Origin of the sequence: Lichenicoccus roseus (assembly GCF_005844085.1) — a bacterium.
GTDB lineage: Bacteria > Pseudomonadota > Alphaproteobacteria > Acetobacterales > Acetobacteraceae > Lichenicoccus > Lichenicoccus roseus.
The window spans coordinates 1146656-1170587 of record NZ_VCDI01000001.1 but is presented as its reverse complement, the minus strand read 5'-3'; the positions used below and the strand labels follow the sequence as shown (position 1 = coordinate 1170587).

Below are 23932 nucleotides of genomic sequence, written 5' to 3'. Positions count from 1 at the left end.
TCAGGAACTTTCATGTAGCCAGCACGCAGCTTGCCGATCGGGAGCGACATGCCGGAACGGCGGCATGGTGGCGCAGATCGGCATGGCGTGCGGACAACGGGAGCGGAATGGGCAGGCGGCGTGATCCGGGGCTTCGGCTGCCGCAATGGTTGATGTGTTTCCCGCAGCGGCCTGGCGTGCGCGTTCCTGGGCCGGGTCGGGAACCGGCACGCAGGACACCAGCAGCTTTGTGTAGGGGTGCGCCGGGGTGGCGAAAACGGCGTCCGGAGGCCCGTCCTCGACGATGCGGCCGGCGATCATCACCACCACGCGGCCGGCGAATTCGCGCACCAGGGGAAGGTCGTGACTGATGAACAGGTAGGTCAGCGACAGCGTCTCCTGCAGCGAGGCCAGCAGCGACACGATCTGGCCCTGCACCGTCATGTCGAGGGCGGACAGCGGCTCGTCCGCCACCACCAGCTCCGGTTCCGCGATCACGGCACGGGCGATGGCGATGCGCTGGCGCTGGCCGCCGGAGAATTCGTGCGGGTAGCGCGCGGCCACCCCGGGCTCGAGTCCGACCCGCTCCAGCATGGCGGCGACACGCGGCCTGGCGTCGCGCCACCGCGCCAGGCCATGCACCACCAGCGGTTCGGCCAGCGTCTCGCCGATGGTCATGCGGGCGTTCAGCGACGCGAAGGGGTCCTGGAAGATCATCTGCATCGCCCGGCGGCGCCGGCGCAATTCGGCGCGCTTGAGCAAGGTCAGGTCCTCGCCGCGGAAGCGCACCGCACCTTCGCTGGGCTGCTGCAGATGCAGCAGCACACGGCCGAGCGTGCTCTTGCCGCAGCCGGACTCGCCGACCACGGCGACGGTGGCATTGGCGGCCAGTTGCAGATCGATGGCGATCAGGCCGTGGCTGAGGCGGCCGGCGCGTCGATAGCGAACGCTGACTCCGGCCATTTCCGCGAGCGGGGCCGCGCCCGTCATGCCAGCAGCCAGCAGGCGGCCTGCGTGGCGCCGTCGGTGAAGAGCGGCGGCAGCGTGTCGCAGGCGGAGAAGCGACGCGGGCAGCGCGGTGCGAACGGACAACCGGTCTGGGCGCCGTGGCCGGGCGCGGTGGCCTCGGCGGGCAGCGCCGCACGGGGCCGGTGCGGGCGGTCAAGCCGGGGCAGGCTGGCCAGCAGGGTCTGGGTGTAGGGATGGCGGGGCCGGCCATAGAGCGCATCGACCGGCGCGGTCTCCATCACCCGGCCGGCATACATCACCACCACCCGGTCGACGATGCCGGCCATCAGGGCCAGGTCGTGCGTCACCCAGAGCAGCCCCATGCCGCGTTCCGCGCGCAGCCGCAGGATCAGCCGCACGATCTCGGATTGCACTGACACATCCAGCGCGGTGGTCGGCTCGTCAGCCAGCAGCAGGCGCGGCTGGCCGGCGAGGGCGGTGGCGATCATCACCCGCTGGCGCATGCCGCCGGAGAATTCGTGGGGATAGTGCCCCAGCCGGGCCTGTGCGTCGGTGATGCCGACCAGGGCGAGCAGGGCGGCGGCTTCCTGCCGGGCGGCGCGGGCCGGCAGGCGGCGATGCCGGCGCAGCACCTCGCTCACCTGCGCGCCGACCGTCAGCAGCGGATTGAGCGCGGCCAGCGGGTCCTGGAAGATCAGCCCGGCGACACCGCCGCGCAGGTCGCGAAGCTGCGGCCCGGTGGCGGACAGCAGGTCGGTGCCGCCAACCCGCAGCGTCCGGGCGCTGACCTGGACGCGCGCTTCCGGATGCAGTCCCAGCAGCGCCAGCAGGGCGGCGCTCTTGCCGGAGCCAGACTCGCCAACCAGGCCGACGGACTCCCCCTGCGCCACGGCAAGCGAGAAGTCGCGCACCGCATGGGTGGCGCCGAAGCGGACATCCAGTCCGGACACGTCAACCAGGTGCGTGCTCATCGGCGGGACACCGCCAGCGGGTCGAGCCATTCCCGCAGCCAGTCACCCAGCAGGTTGGCGCCCAGCACCACCAGCGCGATGGTCACGCCGGGGAAGGTGGCCATCCACCAGGCACTCAGGATGTAGCTGCGGCCGAGATCGAGCATCGCGCCCCAGGACGGGCTGGAGGGATCGACGCCGACGCCGAGGAAGCTGAGGGCAGCCTGGGTCAGGATGGCCTGGGCTGCGGAAAAGCTGCCCACCACCACCATGGCGGGCGCCACCGCCGGCAGCAGGTAGCGCAGCAGGATCCGGCCGGATGGCACGCCCACCGCGCGGGCGGCGAGGATGAAGTCCTGGCCACGCAGCGCCATCACCTGGGCGCGCACCACGCGGGCATAGTTCACCCAGGTGGCCAGGGCCAGCACCACCACCACCGGCCCGGGGCCGCCGCCGAACACCGCCAGCAGGAACAGCGCGAACAGGGTGAAGGGGAAGGCGAGCTGCACGTCGATCAGCCAGGAGATTGCCGCATCGACCCCGCGACCGAAGTACCCGGCGCACAGCCCGAGCGTGCCGCCGATCGCGGCACCGAGCAGGGACGCCGCGACGCCGACGCCGAGCGAGATCCGCGCTCCCCAGACGATCCGCGAGGCGATGTCGCGGCCGAGATTGTCGGTACCGAGCAGATGGCGGAGGACGCCATGCGCCTCCCAGGCCGGCGGGGTGAAGCGGGCGCGCAGGTCGATCTGCATCGGTGGCCAGGGGGCGATCAGCGGGGCGGCCAGGGCGACCAGCACCGCGACGGCCAGCAGGGCCGCGCCGGCGACGCCCAATCCACTTGATATGCGGGGGCTGCTCGAAAGGCGGCTCATGGCGCGATGCTCCCGGAGGAGGTGGCGCCGCTGGCTATGCGTGGATCGATCCGGGCACAGAGGATGTCGGCCAGCAGGTTGATCAGCACGAAGCCCAGCCCGGCGATGAACACGGTGCCCTGCAGCAGCGGGAAGTCGCGCGCACCCAGCGCCTCGACCGAGAGCCGGCCGATGCCGGGCCAGGCGAACACCACCTCGACCACCACCGCCGACGAAAGCAGGTCGCCCAGCTCCATGCCGGCCATGGTGACGACCGGCACCAGCACGTTGCGCAGGCCATGCACCCACACCACGCGCCATTCCGGCAGTCCGCGCGCGCGGGCGGTGCGGATGAAGTCGCGGTCCAGGATCTCCTGCATGCCGGAGCGCACCAGCCGGCTGATCCGTGCCAGGCTCAGCAGCGACAGCGTCAGCGCCGGCAGTACCAGATGCGATACGCCGCCGGAGCTGTCGACCGGCAGCAGGTGCAGTTGCACCGCGAACACCAGCACCAGCATCAGTCCGAGCCAGAATGCCGGCATCGCCAGGCCCAGCATCGACAGAAGCTGCAGCGCCGCACTGGCAACTCCGCCACGCGATGCAGACAGCACGCCGAGCGGCAACCCGACCAGCAGGGCGATGCAGAAGGCCGCCGCGGCAAGTTCCAGGGTTGCCGGCAGGGTCTGCAGCACCAGCGGCGCGACCGGCTGCCCGTAGAGGAAGGAGCGGCCGAAATCGCCCTGCAGCGCATGCAGCAGGAACAGCCCGTACTGCACCGGCAGAGGCTGGTCGAGGCCGAGATGATGCGCCAGTGCGATCCGCGTCGCTTCCGGGGCATTGGCCGGCAGCAACAGGGTGACCGGATCGCCGGTCGCATGCGCGACCAGGAAGGTCAGCAGGCTCACCCCGAACAGCACCGCCAGCGCGTGCGACACGCGGGCCCGCAACGCCCGGGACCGTAGCGGCGAGGTTGCCCGGCGCGGCGATGGCTTCAGCGACGGGAGTGTCGTGTCGCTCACGCGGCCAGCCGTGCCCGGTAGATCTCGACATAGTCGTCCGGTCGCGGCGTGTACTCGAGGCGATGGCTCGATCCGTAGAGCGCCGGCAGGTACCAAAGGTAGATCCAGGGTGCGTCGTTCCAGATCATGCCTTCGGCCTGCCTGACCAGGGCCGCCCGGGCGTCGGCGTCGGTCACGTCCGCCGCCTGTCGCATGACCGCATCGACAGCCGGATTGTCGTAGCCGCTGGCATTGTCGATGGCGCTGCCGGTGAAGACGACCAGTTCCACCAGCGGCTCGATCTGCGCGGCAAAGCCGTAGAAGTACAGACCGGGAAAGCCGCGCGCGCGCAACGTCTCGGCGAAGTGGCCGCTCTCGTAGGCCTTGAGGACCGGATGCAGCCCGACGGCCTCGAGGAAGCTGCCGACCGCCTCGCAGGTCTCCTGGGCATCGGCGTAGCGGCCGTCGAAGGCGAGCTCGACGGCGAAGCCGGCATGGCCGCTCTGGTGCAGCAAGGCCCGGGCCTGCTGCGGATCATAGGCGAACGGCTGCAGGGCGGGATCGTTGTTGGGCGGGTTGATGACCGACAGCAGCCGCGTGGTGGTGCCACGCTGCAGGGTGTCGACCATGAGCTGCACGTCGACGGCGTGGTTGAGCGCCTGGCGGACCAGCCGGTCGCGCAGCGGCGCGATGCCATGCTGGGCGATGCCCACATGCATCTTGCGGAGGCCGCGCACCTGCCGGACCCCCGACACCGGCGAGACTGCGAGCGCCGCGGAGTCTGGGTCGAGGCCGGTCAGCAGGTCGATGCTGCCGCCTTTCAGCTCGTCTAGCCGGGCGGAGAGCTCCGGCACGGCGCGGAAGACAACGTCGCGGATCGGCGGCGCGCCGCCCCAGTAGGCGGGATTGGCCCGCAAGGTGACTTGCGAGCCGCGTTGCCACGACACGAACAGGTATGGGCCGGACCCGATCGGGTGGCTGCCGACCAGCTCGGGCGCGGTGTCGCGAAGATAGGCGGTGGGGCCGATGAAGGCCTCCTCCAGCCAGTAGAGCAACGTGGATGACGGGGCCGCAGTGGTCAGCGCTACGGTGAGCGGATCCAGCGCCGCGCATGCCACCAGTCCGCTCTGCTGCCAGAGCTGGCATTCGCCGTTCCAGGGCGCCTGGTTCATGCGGTTGAAGTTGAACACCACCCCGGCGGCGTCCAGCCTTTCGCCGTCATGGAAGGTGACGCCGGGGCGCAGGGTGAAGTGCCAGACGGTCGGCGAAACCTGGCTCCAGCCGGTTGCCAGCCGCGGCTCGTGGGTGCCGTCCGGGCGGCGGCGCACCAGGCTGTCGAACAGCGACCAGATCAGGCTGCCGATCGGGTGGTTGTTGCGGATCAGATGCGGGTCGAGGGTGGTCACGTCCTCGTCGGAGGTGATCACCACCGGAGCGATGGAAGCGGCCGCCGTCGGGCGTGGCAACAGGGCCGCCGCCGCCAGGGTGGCGTTGAAGCTGCGCCGGGTGATGGGGCCGGACCGGACCGGCAGAGCAGGAGGCAACACGCACCATCTCCCCGGAGCTGCATCACCCGGCAGGCTCAAGGCTTTCGATCCGCAGATCAACGAAAAACATCGAAAGTTCGTGTATTCCGAATTCCTCAAGCCTGGATGATGTTCAGGCCGGCCTGCTCCAACGGCCTCAGGCTGGCCGGATCGGCGTCGCTATCCGTGATCAGCAGTTCCGCGTCCCTGATGTCCATGATCTTTGCGGTGGCGACATGACCGATCTTGCCGCGATCAGCCAGGAACACGACGCGGGAAGCGGCGGCGACGATCGCATGCTTGACCTCCGCCTCTTCCCAGCTCTGGGTGGTGAAGCCCTTTCCTGCATCGACCCCGGAACAGGCAACGAAGGCGACATCGGCATTGATCTGGCGCAACAGGGTGGTGGCAAACGGCGAGATGAGGCAGCGCTGCGGCTTGGCGAAGGTGCCCCCGGTGACCACCACCTTCACCCCCAGATGCCGCTCCAGCTCCAGGGCCACATCGAGCGCCGGGGTCACCACCGCGACGTCCTGCAGCGCCATCGGCAGGGCCCGGGCCAGGGCCAGCGTGGTGCTGCCGGCATCGATGATGATGGTCTCGCCATCGCGCACCAGGCTGGCGGCCAGTTCGCCGATCCTCGCCTTCTCGTCCTCGAAGGCGTTGTGGAGCGGGTGCAGCGAGCGCTGGAACCGGGCCGGACGGACCGCGATCGCACCGCCGCGCAGCCGCCGAAGCATCTGCTGGCGCTCCAGCACGTCGAGATCGTTGCGGATCGTCACCACCGAAACGCCCAGATCTTCGGAGAGGGCGACGACGCTGACCTTGCCGTCGATGCGCAGCCGGTCGACGATTTCTTTCTGTCGATTGACGGCGCCGAACGCGGCCATGGGCGTTGCTTCCTGCTGCTTTCGAGAGCTTTCCATCTTTTCCGAAGGTGAACAAGCAGCAGGACCTTGTGCATCGGAGCTGGAAGTCTTTTTGGCTCCCATGCGCCGGTCGCCAAACGCATCCGGTCGTGGGAGTCCAACAGGGCTCTACGCCTTGCGAAAACCTTCCTGACCGTATTTTTCGAAGATATTCCTTGTCGCGTCCCGGGGCGGCTCGCACAGTCGGGTTGCTGTTTTTGCCGTAGCGTCGAACAGGGGCACCATGACAACCGAGCTGTTCCGCGACCTGCCGATGCTTGCCGACATCATGCGGCAGGAGGCGGTGCTCACCACCCTGTTCGCGCGCGCCGACCATTTCAGGGCAGTCGGCAGCGATCGGCTGCGCCCGGACGCAGGCGGCCGGCTGTTCGTGTTCGGCTGCGGCGATGGCTGGACCGCGGCGCGTGCCACCTGCCTGGCCTGGGATGGCGCATCGCGCGTGGTTCCGCAGGCGGTGACCAGCCTCGGCATGGTGCTGGCGTCCGCACGGCTCACCGCGGCCGATCGCGGCATCGCCATCTCGATGTCCGGCAGCGTCGATCGCACCAATGCCGCGGCGCAGGCCATCGAGGCGGCGGGGGGCACCTGCGTGGCGCTGACCAACGAGGATGGCGGTCCGCTCGGCGCCATCGCCTCCACCGTGGCTTCGCTGCACGTTCCCGATGTCGCCGCCTTCCTGACCGGCACGGCCCGCTACAGCGCCACCGTGCTGGCGCTGATGTTCCTGCTCGAGGGCGCACTGGGCGCTCGCGCGCAGGCGCTGGACGCGGCGGTCGCCGACTTCCTCGTAACGGGCCTGCCGGCGTTGCTGGCAGAAGCCAATCGGCGCACCCAGGCGGTCGCCGCCAATCTGGCCGACCAGGGGCTGGCCGGCATCCGCGTGCTCGGGGCTGGCAGCGACTGGGGCACCGCGGAATACGGTGCCGCCAAGCTGGTCAAGCTGTATGACGGACCGGTCTGGGGCGCGGAGATCGAGGAATACGCGCATAGCCAGTTCTGGTCGGCGAATGCCGGCGAAGTGGTGGTGTTGCTGGCAGGCTCGGCCGAGTCCGCGCATCTGGCCGGGAATACCGCCTCGGCGCTGCGCGAAGCCGGCATGCGCACCGTATCGGTCGAGACCAGCGGCCACGAGGTGAAGTCCGCGAGCCACCGTATCCGGTTGCCGGCGATCCCGACGGCCCTGGCGCCGATAGCACAGGCGATTCCACTGCAGCTCCTGGCCTATCACCTATCGATCGCGCTCGGCGGCAATCCGAACATGAGCCAGGACAAGGGCGATCCCGCGCGTTTCCTCGCCGCCCAGTTGCTCAGCCGGCGGTGCGAGCTGGCGCCTGCCTCCTAGAGCCCGGAACCTGCCATGACCACGCCCCTCACGCCGCTGCTGGCGGACACGTCGCCGCTCGACGACCACGCCCGGGCGCTCATCGCCGGCCTGTTCGAGAAGGAGGCGCAACTGATGGCCTCGCTGCCGACCGACGATCCGCGGGATCCGAAGCGGCTGCGCCGGGTGATGCTGACCCGGACGGAGATGTTCGCGCAACCCGAAGCGATCACCAACACCTTGACCCGCGAGGCCGGGGCGATCGAGGCGGTGGCGCGGGATCTCGCCGGCCGCGCCATTCGCCGGGTGGTGCTGACCGGATGCGGCGATTCGCTGGCGGTGATGATCGGCACGCGGCTGCTGCTCGAGGAGATGCTGGGCGTGGTGTGCGAGCCGATGCAGGCGCTCGACTTCGCCTATTACCACAATCGCGATCTCGGGCCGGAGACGCTGGTGGTGACGTTGAGCTCCAGCGGCACGACCACCCGTACGGTGGAGGCCGCGCTGGTGGCGAACGCGCTGGGGGCACGAACGCTGGCCCTCAGCAACACGCCCGGCTCCGCGCTGATGACGCACTCCACTCATGGGCTGCTGGTGCATGCAGAGCGCAAGGGCTGGCCGACCCAGTCCAGCACGGCTGCGATGGCGATGCTGTGCCGGCTGGCGATCCGGGTCGGCATGTTGCGCGGCGTGCCGGGGGCGCCGGCCCTGCAGGCAGCCCTGGACCGGTTGCCGCGGCAGATGGCCGACGCGCTTGCGGCCCTTGACCCGGTGATGGCGGAACTGGCGCGTATCGAGGCCGATCGCGGCATGTATCTCTATGCCGGCGGTGGACCGGCCTACGCCTCGGCGCTGTTCGGCGCGGTGAAGATGAAGGAATGCTCGCCGGATCATGCCATGGCGATCCCGCTCGAGGAGTTCCACCACTACAACTCGCTGAAACCGGATGATCCGCTGTTCGTGCTGGCGCCGGATGGGCCGTCCGTCGCGCGGGCCCGCGACACCGCCTTCGAGGGACAGCGCTGGCGTGGCCGCGTCTATGGCGTGGTGACGGGCGAGCAGGCAGCACTCGACCCGTTCTGCGATCGGGTGATCCGGTTGGGCGCGGTGCCGGAGAGCCTTGCCGCGTTCACCTTCACCCTGCCGCTGCAGCTTTTCGCCTATCACGCCGCGATGGAGAAATTCATCCGCGCCGGGACGACTATTCCGGCTCAACCGGAGTGAGCGGCGACGGCGTGGTGCCGCCGCCGCCCCGGCTGGTGTGCTGCGGCAATCTGTCGATCGACGACATGGTGCATCCGGACGGCTCGTCGCATCCGGGTTGCACCGGCGGCGACGCCTTGTTCGGCGCGCTGGGAGCCAGGCTGGTGTTGCCGGAGACGCAGATGCTGGCGCCGGTCGGCTGCGATCTGCCGCAGGCCATGCAGCATGCGATCCTGGCGGCCGGGTTTGCCGAGGCCGGCCTGCCCCGCCGTTCGCGGCCGACGCTGCATAACCGGATCGTCTACCGGACCTACGACCAGCGCGAAGTGGAGCTGTTGTCGTCCGAGGACGATTTCGATGTGTTGTCGCCTTATGCATCCGACATACCGGAGAGCTTCCGGGCAGCGGAGGCGTTCATGATCCTGGCGATGACGCTGCAAGCCCAGCGCGATCTGGTCGCCGGACTACGCCGCCAGGGGCAGGCGTTGCTCGCGCTGGATCCGCAGGAAGAATACATCGACGGCCATGTCGATGAGATCCTGGACCTGGTGGCGCAGGTCGATCTGTTCATGCCCAGCCTCGACGAGGTGCGACGCCTGCTCGGCCATGTCGACGCGCCGCGTGCAGCGCGGCAGTTTGCTAAACTCGGGCCCGGTCGTATCGTGATCAAGATGGGCGCGCAGGGCAGCCTGACCCATGACCGGCTGACCGATCGCGACGTGCTGATGCCGGCCTGCCCGGTCGATCTGGTCGACACCACCGGCGGTGGCGATGCGTTCTGTTCGGCGTTCGTGGCTTCGCTGGTGCAGGTTCCGGACGATCTGGTGCGCGCGTCGGCCTCCGGCGCCACGGCGGCGTCCTTCGCGATCAGCGATTTCGGCATAGCCGGGCTGCAGGCTGCAGATCCACGGCTCTTCTCCGGACGCCGGGACAAGCTCATGCAAAGCGTTGCGTACACGGAATAGACAAAGCTTCGGGGCCGATTGGAGGGCGCCGGTACGGACCGGGAAGGCGACATGCCGGACGTGCAGCGCGCCGTCGCCTCTGGCTTGGCCGCGTAGGATCGGGTTCGCCCGGGTGCGATATCGTGGCCCCTCGGGGCGGGCGGCGAACATCCTGCTCTTGTAGGCCGGGTTGTCGTCGGTCATCGCGTGCTCCACGACGAAGTCGTTGTCAGCCACCCGGGGGGGCGGTCAATCGTGTCAACAGCCAGCCGGGCACAGGGGCAACTATCGGTGATTTCCGTCGCCGCAACCACACCTCGCCAAACGCACGAACGCATCAGGAACGCTGGCCTGATCGGCAGGCTTCTTTGCGTTCGGGCCCCCAGCACCGGCCACACGGATCAATCCTCGAGGTGGATTTGGACAGCGTCGATCCCGGCGCGGTGTCCAGGTTCGGAGGCGGAACCGAAGCGGCGCGCCGTCCTTTTGGTCGTCACCCCGTCAGCACGGCGGCGAGCGATCTGGAGAACGCAGATGGACCTGGGGCTCACAGGCAAGACGGCTTTGGTGCTGGGGGGTGGCGGCGGTCTCGGGAGCGCGATCGCGCGCACGCTTGCCCGTGAGGGCGCCCGCGTGGCGGTTGCCGGCCGCAGCATGGCACCGCTTGAGGCTGTCTCATCCGCCATACGCACCGACGGCGGCAACGCGCTGGCGCTCGGGTGGGATCTTGGCGATCTGGCATGCATCGGCGACCGGATCGCCCAGGTGGAGGCGGACCTCGGGCCGGTGGACATCCTGATCAACAACACTGGCGGCCCGCCACCATCTCCCGCAGCGGGCCTGCCCGCCTCTACGTGGCAGGCACAGTTCGAGGCGATGGTCTTGTCGGTGATCGCAATCACCGATCGTGTGCTTCCGTCGATGCGGCAGCGTCGCTGGGGCCGGATCATCACGTCCACCTCGTCCGGCATGGTGGCGCCGATTGCGAACCTCGCGATCTCGAACGCGCTCCGCCTGACACTCCTCGGATGGTCGAAAACCCTTGCAGGCGAGGTCGCCCGCGACGGCGTCACGGTGAATGTCGTCGTGCCGGGCCGGATCGCGACCGCACGCGTCGCATTCCTCGACGACAAGAGGGCGCAGCGCGAGAACCGGGCCGTCACCGAGGTGGCGGCCGAAAGTGCCGCAACGATCCCGGTCGGCCGATACGGCGACCCACAGGAATACGCCGATGTGGTCGCCTTTCTTGCCAGCACGGCCGCGTCCTACGTGACCGGCGGGGTCGTGCGCGTCGATGGCGGCCTGATCCAGAGCCTCTGACCATCATACCCGCGAACACGGAGTGCCAGCATGGCCGACGACACCGAACGGTTTGCACGCCTGCGCGCGATCAGCACGGCGACACTGACGACCGTCCTGCTGAAGAAGGGGCTCCGGAACGTATACATGCGAGGGACGCGCCCCCTCGATCCCGGCAGTCCGCGCATCGTCGGCCGCGCCTTCACACTCCGCTTCGTCCCGGCGCGCGAGGATCTCGCAACACCGGCCTCCTGGGCATCGCCGGTGTCCACCCGGGCCGCCATCGAGGCCATGCCGGCCGGTTGCGTCGCCGTGGTCGACGCCATGGGCAACACCGACGCGGGGATCTTCGGCGACATCCTGTGCGGCCGCATGCGCGAGCGCGGTGTCGCGGCCCTGGTGACCGACGGCGCCCTGCGCGACGTCAAGGGAGTGCGGGAGACTGGGCTGCCGGTCTGGAGCCGCGGTGCCGCAGCACCTCCCTCGGTCGCGGCGCTCACCTTCGTCGCCTGGCAGCAGCCCATCGGTTGCGGTGGCGTCGCCGTCTTCCCGGACGATCTGGTGTCGCTGGACGAGGATGGCGGCGTCCTCATGCCGGCCGCAATCGTCGACGAGGTGATTGCCGAGGCGGTCGAACAGGAACGCGTAGAGGAATGGATCATGGGCGAGGTGCGCAAGGGCGTGCCGTTGCCCGGCCTCTACCCGATGAACGAGGAAACCAGGGCGCGCTACCGGCGCGAGACCGGCGCCTCCTGATGCGTCTCGGCTTCGTCGGGCTTGGCCAGATGGGGCGGCCGATCGCGCACAACCTCCTGTGCGAGGGCGAGACCCTGACCGTCTGCAGCCGGAGCGGCCGTGGCCTCGACAGCTTCAGCGCCCGTGGCGCCGCCGTCACCAGGCGCCCGGCGGATCTCTCCGACGCCGGGATCGTGTTCCTCTGCGTGCCGGATGCCGAAGCGGTGCGCTCGGTGCTTTTCGGAGCGGATGGTCTGGCGTCCTGCCTCGCGCCAGGCACGCTGCTGGTTGATCTCGGCACGACGGACCACGCGGAGACCCTGGCTCTCGGCGAGGCCGTGCGGGCACGGGACATCTGCTTCCTCGATGCGCCGGTCTCCGGCATGGAGGCGCGCGCGATCGACGGGACGTTGACCGTCATGTGCGGCGGCACGCCGGACGCCTTTGCGCGCGCCCAGCCGCTGCTTGCCCGGATCGGCCGGACGATCCTGCACATGGGTCCGTCCGGCAGCGGCCAGGCGGCGAAGCTGGTCAACCAGCTCCTGTTCGACATCAACGCGGCGGCCCTCGCCGAGCTGCTGCCGTTCGCGGCCAGGCTCGGCCTCGATCCCGCGAAGCTGGGCGAGGCCGTCAATTCCGGAACCGGGCGGAGCCACGCCTCGGAGTTCTTCATCCCACGCATCCTGCGGGGCCACTTCACCGACGGCTACCCGATGGCGGCCGCCTACAAGGACCTGGTCGCTGGCGCCTCGCTGTCGGCGCGGCTCGGTGTGCCGCTGCCCGTGCTGGCCGCGGCGACCGCCACCTACCAGACGGCACTCCGGCGTGGCCATGGCGGGCAGGACAAGGGTGCGATGATACGCGTGTTCGAGGACCTGCTCGACGTCCGGTTCCGTGCCGCCCTGCCGGACGGCTAGAGCCGGGCGGGATCTACGCGAAGGCGATCGTGACCGGGCTCGGCGACGAGATGGTCTCGCCAAGCGGATCGAGGGCACCGCCATCGCGGGGAGCGAAACGCCCGATCCGATCGTCCTGCTCGCTGGCGACGAAAAGGGTCTTGTCCTGCAGGGCCATGAAGCGCGGACCCCGTCCGGGGGCGCGCGTCCAGCCAAGCGGGCGCAGGTGGCCGTCGCCACCGTCGCTGCAGAAGGCGGTGATGGTGTCATGTCCGCGGTTGGAGGCATACACGACCCGTCCGTCGGCCGTCGTGGCGATCGCCGCCGCGGTGCTGGTGCCGTAGAAATCGCCCGGAAGAGTTGGGACAGCCTCGACCGGTTCAAGCCGCCCGGAGACCCAGCGGCAGGTGGTCACCGACGAATTCAGCTCGTTCAGCACCCAGCAGACCGGTCGCGCCGGATGGAACGCTGCGTGGCGCGGTCCTGCGCCCGGGCACGCCGCCATCACCGAGTGCAGCGAGAGCGTGCCCCGGTCCGCGTCGAACCCGAACACGGCGACGTCGTCATGGCCCTTGTCGGGAACCAGCACGAAGCGGCCGGAGGGGTCGAACAGGATCTGGTGCGGGTGCGATCCGGCTTGCTCCACCGGGTGCGGCCCGGGGTTGCCTGGCATCGGCGCGAGGAAGCTGAACGGCGCCAGCGACCCGTCCTCCCCGATCGGCAGGACGGCGACCGAGCCGGAGCCATAGTTGGCGACGATCAGGTGGCGGCCGGACGGGGCGACCGCCAGGTGGACGACATTGTTGCCGCCGGTGGCCGCCTGCCCGAGCGGATGCAGCAGGCCGGTCGCTGCGTCGCGCGCGAACGCGCTGGCGTAGTCGGCATCGCCATGCACGGCGTAGAGCGTCCGCCGGTCGTGTGCGAGGGCCAGGAAGGACGGGTTCACCAGGCCGGGCAGGTGCTGGATGTGGGTCCAGGCACCGGTTGCCGGGTCGATGGCGTGGACATGGATGCCATCGCCACGCGCGCCGCGCGCCGCGGTGGTGAAGCAGCCGAGATAGGCGAAACGCGGGGCGAAATCGGGCTGCATCGGTCAGGACGACGCGGAGCCGGTGACGAGGGCGCGCATCCGGTCCACGGCGAGGTCCGGCGCCGACAGGACTGGGACCGCGACCGCCTCGCTGACGGCGCCGAGCGCCCGGGAGGTCGAGAAGTGCGCCAGCATGATCGCGTCGCAACCGGCGAGCGCGGGTGCGCTGGCGGCGACCAGCCGGTTGTGCGCCTCCGCGTCGCCGCTCCGGAGTGCCGCCATCGCATCCTCCACCACGATCGTCTCGAGTGTCGCCGGGCGGCCGCTCCCGGCGACGAAGCCGTCGAACTCGTCCGTCATCGTGGCAACCGACGGCGCGAAGGTCGCGAGCATGCCGATGCGCGTGCCGTGCGTCGCCGCCGCCTCGAACATCGCCTGGTTCGGCTTGAGCACCGGTACCGCACATCGGGCGGCGAGGCGGTCGATGGCCGGTCCGAACGCCGAGCAGGTGACGAGGATGCCGGCGGCGCCGAGGCTCGCTCCATACAGGCCGAGGGCCACAAAGCGGTCGATCATCGCGCCGGATAGTGCGGCCTCCCGCGCCCGATCGAGCGTGAGTGCGTCATCGAGCAGGTTGACCGGCTCCGCCTCCGGCCAGCGGTCCGCAAAGGCGGCCCGGATCGGCTCCATGGCGACAGGCGTTGCGTGCAGCAGGACGATGCGACAGGTCATGCGCGATCCTCTCGGTGGCGAGGGGAAACTAGCTCTCGCCACGCGTTTATCCAGGGTGTGCCGTTTCCGCCAAGGACAAGGAGCAACATGTCGTTCACCACACAAGACGGCGCCGCAACCACCCAGGATGGCGCAGCCCCGGGTATCACGACGGCCGAAAGCTTCAGCACCAGTGTCAAGCGGAGCGCGCAGGCGACGCCCTTCCGGTTCCGTGACCTGCTTTCGCTGGGTGACTTCGAGCGCCATGCGCGACGCCACCTCCCGCCGATGATCTTCCAGTACGTCGCCGGCGGCGTGGAGACCGGTGCCGCGATGCGCACCGCCTCCGGCGCGTACGAGCACTACAGCTTCCGTCCGCGGATGATGGTCGACACCGCCGGCCGCGACCAGTCGGTCGCCCTGTTCGGCAGCACCTGGCGCGCTCCGTTCGGCGTGCCGCCGTTGGGCGGAGCGGCGTTCGTGGCGTATCGCGGCGATCTCGTGCTTGCCGAAGCCGCCCGGCGCATGGGCGTCCCGATGATCCTGAGCGCGTCCGCGCTGATCAGCCTCGAGGACGTCATCGCACGCAATCCGGACGCCTGGTTCCAGGCGTATCTCGCCGGCGACCAGACCCGCATCGACCGGCTGGTCGATCGCGTGCAGGCGGCCGGCTACCGGACATTGGTGGTGACCGCGGACACGCCGGTGCTCGGCAACCGCGAGCACAACATACGCAGCGGCTTCAGCATGCCGATCCGTGTGACGCCGAAGGTCGCCGTGCAGAGCGCGCTGCATCCGCGCTGGCTGCTCGGGGTGGTGGCCCGCACCTACTGGCGGCACGGCGCGCCGCATTTCGAGAACACCGAGGCGGAACGCGGGCCGCCGATGATGTCGCGGGCACTGCGCAACACCACCGCACGGGACAAGCTGTCGTGGCGCCACCTCGAGGCGATCCGCCGGCGCTGGAAGGGCAACCTGCTGGTCAAGGGCCTGCTCACGGTCGAGGACGCCGTCCGGGCGCGGGAGTGCGGTGCGGACGGGATCATCCTGTCGAGCCACGGCGGCCGCCAGCTCGACTACGCGCCGGCGCCGCTCGACGTGCTGGCCGAACTTGGCGGCGAGAAGCGGACGATGAAGGTCATCGTCGACAGCGGCATCCGGCGCGGCACCGACGTGCTGAAGGCGCTGGCCCTCGGCGCCGATTTCGTGTTCGTCGGACGGCCGCTGATGTTCGCCGCCGCGATCGGCGGCGTACCCGGCGTGCTGCACGCGATGACCATCCTGAAGGAGGAGATACACCGCGACATGGCGCTGCTCGGGGTGAACCGGCTCGACGAGCTGACGCCGGATTTCGTCCGGCGTGGCTGAGGCGCACCGAACCATGAGCGCCGGTTGATGACGGAGATGGCCGCGATCCGGGCCATGCTGGCGCTGGTGCTCCGCCATCCCGTCGACGCGGCGGTGCTGCCGCGCCTTGCCGGGGGCGGGCTGCACGTCGAGATGGACTGGGCACCGACCAGCGTGCTGCTGCAGAAGCTGGAGGCGGGCGAGCGTGCCGATGTGCTGGTCGTCACCGCCGATGCGATGGATCGCCTGGCCGGGAAGGGCACGATCGATACGTCGAGCCGGATCGACCTGGTGCGCTCGCGCATCGGCATCGCGGTGCCGCGTGGTGCCGCGCATCCTCACATCGGCACGCTCGATGCGGCGATACAGACGCTGCGTGCCGCCCGCTCGGTCAGCTACTCGCGAGGAGGTGCCAGCGGCATCCATTTCGCCGCCGCCATCGAGCGGCTCGGCATCGCGGCGGAGATCAACGCACGGGCCACGATCATCCCGGCCGGCTTCACCGCCGAACAGCTGGTCACCGGGGAGGCCGACATCGCGGTGCAGCAGATCAGCGAACTCATGACGGTGCCCGGTGTCGAGATCGTCGGCAGCCTGCCCGAGCCGCTCGGGACAGCCGCCATTTTCTCCGGCGCGGTCCTTGCCGCAACGGCGCAGCCCGAGGCGGCACGGCGCTTCCTCGCTTTGCTCGATGATCCACGGACGCGGCCGGCCTATGCGCAGGCGGGGCTCGAACCGCTCTCGCCTGGGCGCTGAGGCGCGGCTGCCCCCGCTCAGCAGCCCGCCCGCATGTCCCTGGTCGACAGACGCGCAAGCAGATACTCGATCTCGTTCCGCGCCGTGGCACTCAGCCCGGCACGCGGGTTGCGCTGGGTGTCGGACGCGATCAGGCCACGCCGCGCCATCACGTATTTCCGCACCGCGAGACCCACGCCGGGCTGCTGCTCGTAGCGCAGCAGCGGCAGGTGTGCGTCGAACAGGTCATGCGCCGCGTCGCGGCAACCCTCCGCCTGCAAGGAGACCACGTCCACCAGCATGTCGGGGAAGGCGTAGCCGGTCATCGCACCGCTGGCGCCGCGCTCGGTCTCGAAATCGAGGAACAGGCCGCCATTGCCGCACAGGATCGAGATCGGCCGGCCACCGGCCTGCTCGGCTGCCCGCAGCGCGCTGATCTTCTCCAGGCCCGGCCAGTCCTCGTGCTTGAGCATCACGCAGGCCGGGTTGTCGTCGACGATGCGCCGGATCACGCCGGGCGACATCACCACCGAGAAGTTGAGCGGGTAGTCCTGGATCACCCACGGGATGCCGGGCCCGATCGCATCCGCCGCACCCCGGTAGTAGGCGGCGATCTGGTCGTCGGTGCGCAGCGTGTTCGGCGGCGCGATCATCACGCCGGCGGCGCCCGCCTCCATCGATGCGACGGCCAGGCTGCGCATGGCGGCAAAGCCCGGCGCGGAGACACCGACGATGACGGGCAGCGCGCCGGCGGCGCGTATGAAGCAGCGTGCCACGTCCAGCGCCTCGGCACCGTCGAGCTTCGGCGCCTCGCCGAGCACGCCGAGCACCGTCATGCCGTCGCTGCCGATGTCGCGATAGAAGGCGGTCAGGCGCTCGATGGAGGCGAAGTCGATGCGGCCGTCGCTGTCGAACGGGGTCGGCGCAATCGGGAACACGCCCCGGGCGGTGTGGTCGAGCGGCATCGTCTGTCCTCCTGGCTCAGGTCCGGGCTGGCCGTCTGCGGTCGAGGCCGGCGCACTCAGGGACCGGCGTCAGGATGTCGCGGCCGTCGAACCAGGCGATCACGTTGTCGATGGCAAGCTGGCCCATGCGGCCGCGCGTATGGTGGGTCGCGGTGCCGACATGCGGCAGCAGCACGACCTGCTCCAGGGCCAGCAGCGCGTCCGGCACGCGCGGCTCGTCGGCGAAGACGTCGAGGCCGGCGGCCAGGATCTCGCCGCGCTGCAGCGCCTCGACCAGCGCCGTCTCGTCGACGACCGAGCCTCGGGCGACGTTGATGAGCACGCCGTCAGGGCCGAGCGCCTTGAGGATCTCCGCATCGATCGCGTGGCGCGTCGTCGCGCCACCCGGCAGCACCACGATCAGCGTGTCGCAGGCGCTCGCCAGCGACAGCAGGCTGTCGTGATAGGTGTGCGGCGAGGCTGGGCGCGGGCTGCGGGCGAAGTAGGCGATGGGCACGTCGAACGCTTCCAGCCGTCGGGCGATCACGCCGCCGATGCGGCCCATCCCGGCGATCCCGACCGTGCGGCCGCGCAGCGAAGGCGAGTACGGAAACTCCTCGCCGTTGCGCCAACGCCCGGCGCGCAGGTGGCGCTCGGCAGCCGGAAAGCGGCGCAGCGTCGCGAGCAGCAGGCCGACCGTGAAGTCGGCCATTTCGTCATTGAGTACGTCAGGCGTGTGGCTGACGACGATGCCGCGCCGGACCGCTTCCGCGACGTCGATCGAGTCGTAGCCGACCGAGATCGTGGCGACTGCCTCGAGGTTGGGCAGACGGTCCATAAGCGCCGCGTTGATCGGCGTGCGGCCGCGCGTCACGATGCCGCGGACGGCCTCGTCGCGCCCGACCGCGCCCGCATCGGCGGCGGCAACGACATCGAAATGCGCGCCCAGCGCCTTCTCCTCGTCGGCACCCATGTCGCCCAGCGTCAGCACCCGTACCCGTCCACTCATCCCGGTCACTCCCAAGCCACCCTGCGGTCGACCGGCCACGCCGGGACCACGAACAGGATCGGCAACGTCGACGCCACCGGACAGGCTGCAGCCAGGACCGGTCCGGAGCCGCGCGTGCCGAGCCAGGTCCTGAGGTATCCGATGATGACCGGGCTCGCATAGCCGGCCCGGTCGCCACAGCGCCGCGGATCACGGGCCGGACGCGAGGTCTGCGGGTGCCGGCCTACTCCCGGGCGTCGTGCAGGGCCAGGTCCGCCATCGCCTCCTGGGTGGAGCCGAAGAGGCCGTGTCGCTGCCAGAACTCGCAAAGGATGCTCCGGGTATTCCCGTTCATGTTCGCGAGCGTGCGGCGATGCACCGAGAAGATGGGTGCGCGAGAGTCCTCCGCCTCCCCGATGACAGCCGCGAGGGAGCCAGGTTCGACCGGATTGTCCCATACCACCGGGCAGGCGATGCGGGAGAAATCATACCGGTCCTCCAGGATACCCCTCCGCATCAGGTCGGCGGCAAGCACGAAGAACTCGGTCACCTTCGCTTCGATGAGCCGTTCGGCAAACGACTTTGCAGTTCTCGCCTCCAGGAACGCGACCGCCGATCGCGCATCGGATCGATCGACGGTGAAAGGTGTATCCGCCTGCATGAACCAGCCGACATGTGGCTCCACCGGCAGGTCGTGAAGCCTGAGCGTGTTCTCGAGAAAATGGCGAAGCGGATGTGCGCGGTAGCAGTAGCGGCGTGACAGCATCCGTCCGTCTGCCGCTTCGAGAAAGTCCGGATGCAATGGCCGGATCAGGTGGTTTTTCGCATCCAGGACGACATAGCGATCACATGCCACGACCCGATGCACGAGGATCTTGAGGACCTGCTGGGTCCACCAGCCCGGGGCCGCGGGCATCATGGCGATTGCCTCGGACGACAGGAAGCGCACGCGTCCGGCGAGGTCGCCATATTCCAAGCGGAGCCGGTCGCGCCAGCCGACATGCCGGCCAGCTCCGGAGTTCTCGACGACCACGATCTCTTCCACCATTGCCGGCGGGAGATACAGACGCATCGAGCGTGCCTGAAGGCGCAGGAGCCAATCGTCCTCCGCATGGGCGACCGTCACGAACGAGTAGGGGCGCCGGTACGGTTGCATCGCTCGATCCCCCAACTGCCTGCGCTTCGCAGCCGACGTTCGTGCCCGCCCGACGCATGACACCATGGCATGCCGACGAAGTCATCCCACCTACAGGTCATGAACCGTGACTTCGTGACGACCCGATCCGCTGGCCTGGAGCGTCTGGCCGAAATGGTGCCAGGATGCGGGCTGGACTACGCAGCCAGGCGCAATCTGGACACCGGGCCACTCGGCGAGGCCACCACCACCGGGCTCTCGCCCTACCTCCGACGCCGGCTCCTCCTGGAGCAGGAGGTGGTCGCCGCGGCTCTCGCGAAGCATGGCGCCGGGAAGGCCACGAAGTTCGTCGAGGAGGTTTTCTGGCGCTCCTACTTCAAGGGTTTCCTCGAGACACATCCCGGGATCTGGACCAACTACCTGGATCTCGTGGCACAGGCGAAGGACGCATCCGGCACATCGTCCGGCGGAAGGCGGGCGTACGAAGCAGCCGTGGCCGGACGCACCGGGATCGACGGTTTCGATGACTGGTCGCGAGAGCTCGTGGAGACCGGATGGCTGCACAACCACGTGCGGATGTGGTTCGCCTCGATCTGGATCTTCACCCTGGGGCTTCCCTGGGCGCTCGGAGCGGATTTCTTCCTGCGCCACCTCGTCGACGGCGATCCGGCCAGCAACACACTGTCGTGGAGATGGGTCGCAGGATTGCACACGCGCGGCAAACCCTATGCCGCCCGGGCCGAGAACATCCGGCGGTATACCGACGGCCGCTACTCGCCGACCGGCCTGAACGAGAACCCGATTGCGCTGCAGGAGGACGAGTACGAGCCGGCGATCACGCCGGGCGGCGTCGGGGAATGCCCAACCGGCGAGGTCGCGTTGCTGCTTCACCTCGATGACCTGCACCCGGAAAGCCTTCCGCTGGGGAGTGCGCGCGTCGTCCGTCTTGGTGGCCTGGTGGCGCATGCACCGGATGCGACCGAGCGGGTGCGCCGCGCCGACGAGGACGCGATGGCGGATGGCCTCGCGCGCGCCGCCGCCTATTTCGATTGTCCCGCAACACGGGTCGATGCCGGCTGGGCTGGCACGTTGCCGGTAGTCACCGCGTGGGCACCGGTCGGCCCGTCGGCGGATGCGTTGCCCGCCGGCGTCTCGCGCGTGCGCCGGCAGTGGGATGACCTGACGTGGCCGAGGGCCACGCGAGGCTACTTCCAGATGAAGACCGCGATCCCTGCCATCCTGGACAAGGCGCTGCAACCCTGACACCGGTGCACGATGCCAGGCGGCGTCGGCGGGATTGCCGCTAGCCCGCCGGGGGCTATCCTCTTCCCCTTGCACTCAGCAGGCGGACCATGAGCAATCCTTCCGATCCGGCAAAGCCCGATGCGACCGGCATGCGGCGCAACCTCGCCCAGTACGGCGATGCCGAATTCTCCGTGTTCCTGCGCAAGGCCTTCATCAAGGCGCTCGGCTATACCGACGACGCGCTCGAACGGCCGGTGATCGGCATCGTGGATACGCGGTCCGGGTACAATGCCTGCCACCAGAACGTGCCGGACCTGATCGAGGCGGTCAGCCGCGGGGTGATGCTGAGCGGCGGCATCCCGGTGGCCTTTCCGGTGATCTCCATCCAGGAGAGCTTCGCCTCGCCGACCAGCATGTACCTGCGCAACCTGATGGCGATCGACACCGAGGAGATGATCCGGGCGCAGCCGATGGATGCCGTCGTGCTGATCGGCGGCTGCGACAAGACGGTGCCGGCGTTGCTGATGGGGGCGATCAGCGCCAATGTCCCGGCCATCCTGCTGGTGACCGGCCCGATGCTTGCCGGGAGCTGGCGCGGAGAGCGCCTCGGCGCCTGCACCGATTGCCGGCGCTACTGGGCGCAGTATCGCGGCGGTGCGATCGACGCGGCGGCGATCGCGGCGGTGAACGACGAACTGGCACCCACGGTCGGAACCTGCTCGGTGATGGGGACGGCGAGCACGATGGCGCTCGCCGCCGAGGCGCTCGGGATGATGCTGCCGGGAGGTGCCGCGATTCCGGCCGTGCTCGCCGCACGCCGGCGCCATGCCGAGCAGACCGGCACGCGCGCCGTGGCGCTGGCCGCGCAAGGGCTCACCCCGGACCGGATCGTGACGCCCGCTTCCATCACCAACGCGCTGCGCACCATGCTGGCGGTCGGCGGCTCGACCAACGCGCTGATCCACCTGACCGCGATCGCCGGACGCGCCGGCATACGCGTCGATCTAGACGGCTTCGACCGGCTGGGGCGGGAGACGCCGGTGCTGGTCGACCTCAAGCCGACCGGGCAAGGCTACATGGAGGACCTGCACCGCGCCGGCGGCCTGCTGCCGATCCTGCGCGCGCTGAAGCCGATGCTGTCGCTCGACTGCCTGACCGTCACCGGCCGCACGCTTGGCGCCGAACTCGAAGCGGGCGACGCGCCGTTCAGGCAACCGGTGGTGCGCCCGCTCGCGCAGCCGGTCTATGCCTCCGGCGCGATGGTCGTGCTGCGCGGCAACCTTGCGCCCGACGGCGCCGTCATCAAGCAGTGCGCCGCCGACCAGGGGCTGCTGCAGCATACCGGCCCGGCGCTGGTGTTCGCCGACCTCGCCGACCTTGCAGCCCGCATCGATGACGAGGCGCTGCCGGTAACGCCGGACACGGTGCTCGTGCTGCAGAATGCCGGTCCGAAAGGCGCGCCGGGCATGCCGGAAGCCGGCTACCTGCCGATCCCGAAGAAGCTCATGCGCGAGGGCGTCAAGGACATGGTGCGTATCTCGGACGCCCGCATGAGCGGCACCGCCTTCGGCACCATCGTATTGCATGTCTCGCCGGAGGCAGCCGCCGGGGGGCCGCTAGCGCTGGTGCGTACCGGCGACATGATCCGGCTCGACACCGCCGGACGACGGATCGACGTGCTGCTGGACGACGACACGCTTGCCGCGCGGCGGCGGGAACTCCCGGCCTCGGAGCGCGCGCCCGCTGCCGCGCGCGGCTACCGGCGCCTGTGGGACAACGAGGTGCTGCAGGCGGATGGCGGCTGCGATTTCACGTCGTTCGTGCCGCCGGCGGTGGCGACCGCGCCGGTCGTCTAGAAGGCAGGGCTCTGCCTGGACCCGTATCCTAAAGATGGATTTCAAAGGGTTGCCTTTGATGGGGTTCCAGGGGCGAAGCCGCTTGCCTCCGGCCGCCGCACGAACACGCTCATCGCCACCACCCCCGCAAGCGCCAGGATCGAGGCAATCGCAAAGGCGCTGTCGTAACCACCAAGATATTGCACCGCGAGGCCGGTGACGATCGGACCGATGATACCCGAGATGTTGCTCAGCAAATGGATGAAGCCGCTCACCGCCCCGACCCGAGTCTCCGGGACCAGCTCGTGGATCGTTGCCCAGCATGACTGCACCGAGCTGGTAAGCAGCATGACCGCGGCTGCGATCAGCACCACCGCGACGACCGCGCTGTGCGCCGCGTTGACCGCGAGCAGCGCGGCCGCGGCCAGCGCCAGCGGCACGATCGTGGTGAGCTTGCGCGTGCGCAACCGGTTGGACGAGCGGCGATAGAGCGCGTCCGCGACGATGCCGCCACCGACATAGCCGACGAAACCGCACGCCCACGGGATGGCGGCGACGAAGGACATCTGCTTGAGGTCCAGGTGCAGCGCGCCGGTGAGATAGCTCGGCAGCCAGGAGAGGAATATGTAGAGCGTGTAGTTGACGGCGAACATGCCGAGCCCGAGCGAGAGCGTGCTGGCGCGCAGCAGGTAGCGCCGGAGCGGCAGCGCGAGGTCGGACTGCGGCACCACCGGGACCGCGCGGCTGGCCGTCACCAATGCGATCTCGTCCTGTCCGACGCGGCGGTTCTGCTGCGGCAGGTCGGTGACCAGGAGGCGCCAGACCAGAACCCAGAGCAGGCCAGCAAGACCGGTCAGCAGGAAGGCCACGCGCCAGCTCGTGGAGAGCATGAGCAGGCCGACGACGGGTCCGGCGATCGCGCTGCCGACGGTCTGGCCCGAGAAGGTGAAGCCGATCGTGCGCGCGGTCTCCTCACGCGGAAACCAGTTGGTGATGGTGCGGTTGGTGGTCGAGTTCATCGGCCCCTCGGCGAAGCCGAACAGGGCGCGCACCAGGAGCAGCGATACGAAGCCGGTTGCCGCACCCGTCAGGGCGCTGAGCAGGGACCACCCGGTCGCCGCCCAGATATAGACGCGACGCGGCCCGTAGCGGTCGGCGAGCTGGCCGCCGACGAAGGCGAACAGCGCGTAGCCGACGAAGAACGTGCTGAACACGACGCCGAGAGATGACGGCGACAGTCCGAGATCCTTGCTGATCAGGGGTGCGGCGATGCCCAGCGCGGCACGATCGGCGTAGTTGATGATGCCGGCGGCGAACAGCAGACCGGCCACGACGAAACGAAAATTACCTGGCATTATG

At 69.5% G+C, this 23932-nt stretch carries 22 protein-coding genes; 10 read left to right on the top strand and 12 right to left on the bottom strand.

Annotated features, from left to right (window positions below; all coding sequences use genetic code 11):
- The 6 genes from FE263_RS05305 to FE263_RS05280 form a co-directional block, all read right to left on the bottom strand.
- Positions 1 to 969, bottom strand: coding sequence for an oligopeptide/dipeptide ABC transporter ATP-binding protein (locus FE263_RS05305; RefSeq protein ID WP_138324832.1), 969 nt, complete (start codon positions 967 to 969; stop codon positions 1 to 3).
- Positions 966 to 1919, bottom strand: coding sequence for an ABC transporter ATP-binding protein (locus FE263_RS05300; protein ID WP_171033946.1), 954 nt, complete (start codon positions 1917 to 1919; stop codon positions 966 to 968). The genes FE263_RS05305 and FE263_RS05300 overlap by 4 nt, the downstream gene beginning before the upstream one ends.
- Positions 1916 to 2773 carry an ABC transporter permease gene (locus FE263_RS05295; RefSeq protein ID WP_138324830.1) on the bottom strand — a complete coding sequence of 286 codons (858 nt, stop codon included), beginning with the start codon at positions 2771 to 2773 and terminating at the stop codon, positions 1916 to 1918. Before FE263_RS05295 ends, FE263_RS05300 begins: the two co-directional genes overlap by 4 nt.
- The gene (locus tag FE263_RS05290) at positions 2770 to 3771 is read right to left on the bottom strand and encodes an ABC transporter permease (protein ID WP_205880261.1); all 1002 of its coding nucleotides are present in this window, start codon (positions 3769 to 3771) and stop codon (positions 2770 to 2772) included. Before FE263_RS05290 ends, FE263_RS05295 begins: the two co-directional genes overlap by 4 nt.
- Positions 3768 to 5297, bottom strand: a complete 1530-nt coding sequence (locus FE263_RS05285; RefSeq protein ID WP_171033945.1) for an ABC transporter substrate-binding protein — start codon at positions 5295 to 5297, stop codon at positions 3768 to 3770. Before FE263_RS05285 ends, FE263_RS05290 begins: the two co-directional genes overlap by 4 nt.
- Before the next feature lie 95 nt (positions 5298 to 5392).
- Positions 5393 to 6166, bottom strand: coding sequence for a DeoR/GlpR family DNA-binding transcription regulator (locus FE263_RS05280; protein ID WP_138324828.1), 774 nt, complete (start codon positions 6164 to 6166; stop codon positions 5393 to 5395).
- A gap of 262 nt (positions 6167 to 6428) precedes the next feature.
- Here FE263_RS05280 and FE263_RS05275 point away from each other — a divergent pair, with 262 nt between their 5' ends.
- The 6 genes from FE263_RS05275 (at position 6429) to FE263_RS05250 (ending at position 12624) form a co-directional block, all read left to right on the top strand.
- Complete coding sequence (locus tag FE263_RS05275) at positions 6429 to 7547, top strand: SIS domain-containing protein (RefSeq protein WP_138324827.1); 1119 nt, start codon at positions 6429 to 6431, stop codon at positions 7545 to 7547.
- A 15-nt stretch (positions 7548 to 7562) separates the two neighbouring features.
- Positions 7563 to 8750: an SIS domain-containing protein gene (locus FE263_RS05270; RefSeq protein ID WP_138324826.1), complete on the top strand. Its 1188-nt coding sequence runs from the start codon at positions 7563 to 7565 to the stop codon at positions 8748 to 8750.
- Positions 8747 to 9694, top strand: a complete 948-nt coding sequence (locus tag FE263_RS05265; protein ID WP_138324825.1) for a carbohydrate kinase family protein — start codon at positions 8747 to 8749, stop codon at positions 9692 to 9694. Before FE263_RS05270 ends, FE263_RS05265 begins: the two co-directional genes overlap by 4 nt.
- Before the next feature lie 513 nt (positions 9695 to 10207).
- Positions 10208 to 10993 carry an SDR family oxidoreductase gene (locus FE263_RS05260; protein ID WP_138324824.1) on the top strand — a complete coding sequence of 262 codons (786 nt, stop codon included), beginning with the start codon at positions 10208 to 10210 and terminating at the stop codon, positions 10991 to 10993.
- Positions 10994 to 11023: 30 nt separating this feature from the next.
- Positions 11024 to 11728 carry a ribonuclease activity regulator RraA gene (locus tag FE263_RS05255; protein WP_138324823.1) on the top strand — a complete coding sequence of 235 codons (705 nt, stop codon included), beginning with the start codon at positions 11024 to 11026 and terminating at the stop codon, positions 11726 to 11728.
- On the top strand, positions 11728 to 12624 hold the full coding sequence (locus FE263_RS05250) for an NAD(P)-dependent oxidoreductase (protein WP_138324822.1): 897 nt from the start codon (positions 11728 to 11730) through the stop codon (positions 12622 to 12624). The genes FE263_RS05255 and FE263_RS05250 overlap by 1 nt, the downstream gene beginning before the upstream one ends.
- Before the next feature lie 13 nt (positions 12625 to 12637).
- Here the strand turns inward: FE263_RS05250 and FE263_RS05245 are convergent, their stop codons facing one another.
- Together FE263_RS05245 and FE263_RS05240 are read right to left on the bottom strand one after the other, a co-directional pair.
- Positions 12638 to 13693, bottom strand: a complete 1056-nt coding sequence (locus tag FE263_RS05245) for a lactonase family protein (protein ID WP_138324821.1) — start codon at positions 13691 to 13693, stop codon at positions 12638 to 12640.
- A gap of 3 nt (positions 13694 to 13696) precedes the next feature.
- Positions 13697 to 14365: an aspartate/glutamate racemase family protein gene (locus FE263_RS05240; RefSeq protein WP_138324820.1), complete on the bottom strand. Its 669-nt coding sequence runs from the start codon at positions 14363 to 14365 to the stop codon at positions 13697 to 13699.
- Positions 14366 to 14452: 87 nt separating this feature from the next.
- Here FE263_RS05240 and FE263_RS05235 point away from each other — a divergent pair, with 87 nt between their 5' ends.
- Both FE263_RS05235 and FE263_RS05230 read left to right on the top strand, forming a co-directional pair.
- Entirely contained in the window at positions 14453 to 15712 is a 1260-nt protein-coding gene (locus FE263_RS05235; RefSeq protein WP_138324819.1) for an alpha-hydroxy acid oxidase, read from the top strand.
- Between the two features lie 27 nt (positions 15713 to 15739).
- A complete protein-coding gene (locus FE263_RS05230; protein WP_138324818.1) occupies positions 15740 to 16447 on the top strand; it encodes a molybdate ABC transporter substrate-binding protein in 708 nt (235 codons plus the stop codon).
- 17 nt (positions 16448 to 16464) lie between these two features.
- Here FE263_RS05230 and FE263_RS05225 read toward each other — a convergent pair whose 3' ends face one another.
- From FE263_RS05225 to FE263_RS05215, 3 genes are all read right to left on the bottom strand, one after another.
- Positions 16465 to 17391, bottom strand: coding sequence for a dihydrodipicolinate synthase family protein (locus FE263_RS05225; protein ID WP_138324817.1), 927 nt, complete (start codon positions 17389 to 17391; stop codon positions 16465 to 16467).
- A 16-nt stretch (positions 17392 to 17407) separates the two neighbouring features.
- Positions 17408 to 18379 (bottom strand): 2-hydroxyacid dehydrogenase, encoded by a 972-nt coding sequence (locus FE263_RS05220; RefSeq protein ID WP_138324816.1) that lies wholly within the window; start codon positions 18377 to 18379, stop codon positions 17408 to 17410.
- A gap of 223 nt (positions 18380 to 18602) precedes the next feature.
- Positions 18603 to 19514, bottom strand: coding sequence for a DUF6492 family protein (locus tag FE263_RS05215; RefSeq protein ID WP_138324815.1), 912 nt, complete (start codon positions 19512 to 19514; stop codon positions 18603 to 18605).
- A gap of 114 nt (positions 19515 to 19628) precedes the next feature.
- Here FE263_RS05215 and FE263_RS05210 point away from each other — a divergent pair, with 114 nt between their 5' ends.
- Both FE263_RS05210 and FE263_RS05205 read left to right on the top strand, forming a co-directional pair.
- On the top strand, positions 19629 to 20756 hold the full coding sequence (locus FE263_RS05210; RefSeq protein WP_240758996.1) for an FAD-binding domain-containing protein: 1128 nt from the start codon (positions 19629 to 19631) through the stop codon (positions 20754 to 20756).
- An 89-nt stretch (positions 20757 to 20845) separates the two neighbouring features.
- Positions 20846 to 22594 carry a dihydroxy-acid dehydratase gene (locus tag FE263_RS05205; protein ID WP_138324813.1) on the top strand — a complete coding sequence of 583 codons (1749 nt, stop codon included), beginning with the start codon at positions 20846 to 20848 and terminating at the stop codon, positions 22592 to 22594.
- Between the two features lie 41 nt (positions 22595 to 22635).
- On the opposite strand, the gene FE263_RS05200 is transcribed toward FE263_RS05205, so the two are convergent.
- Positions 22636 to 23928: an MFS transporter gene (locus tag FE263_RS05200; RefSeq protein WP_138324812.1), complete on the bottom strand. Its 1293-nt coding sequence runs from the start codon at positions 23926 to 23928 to the stop codon at positions 22636 to 22638.
- Positions 23929 to 23932: the final 4 nt, after the last annotated feature.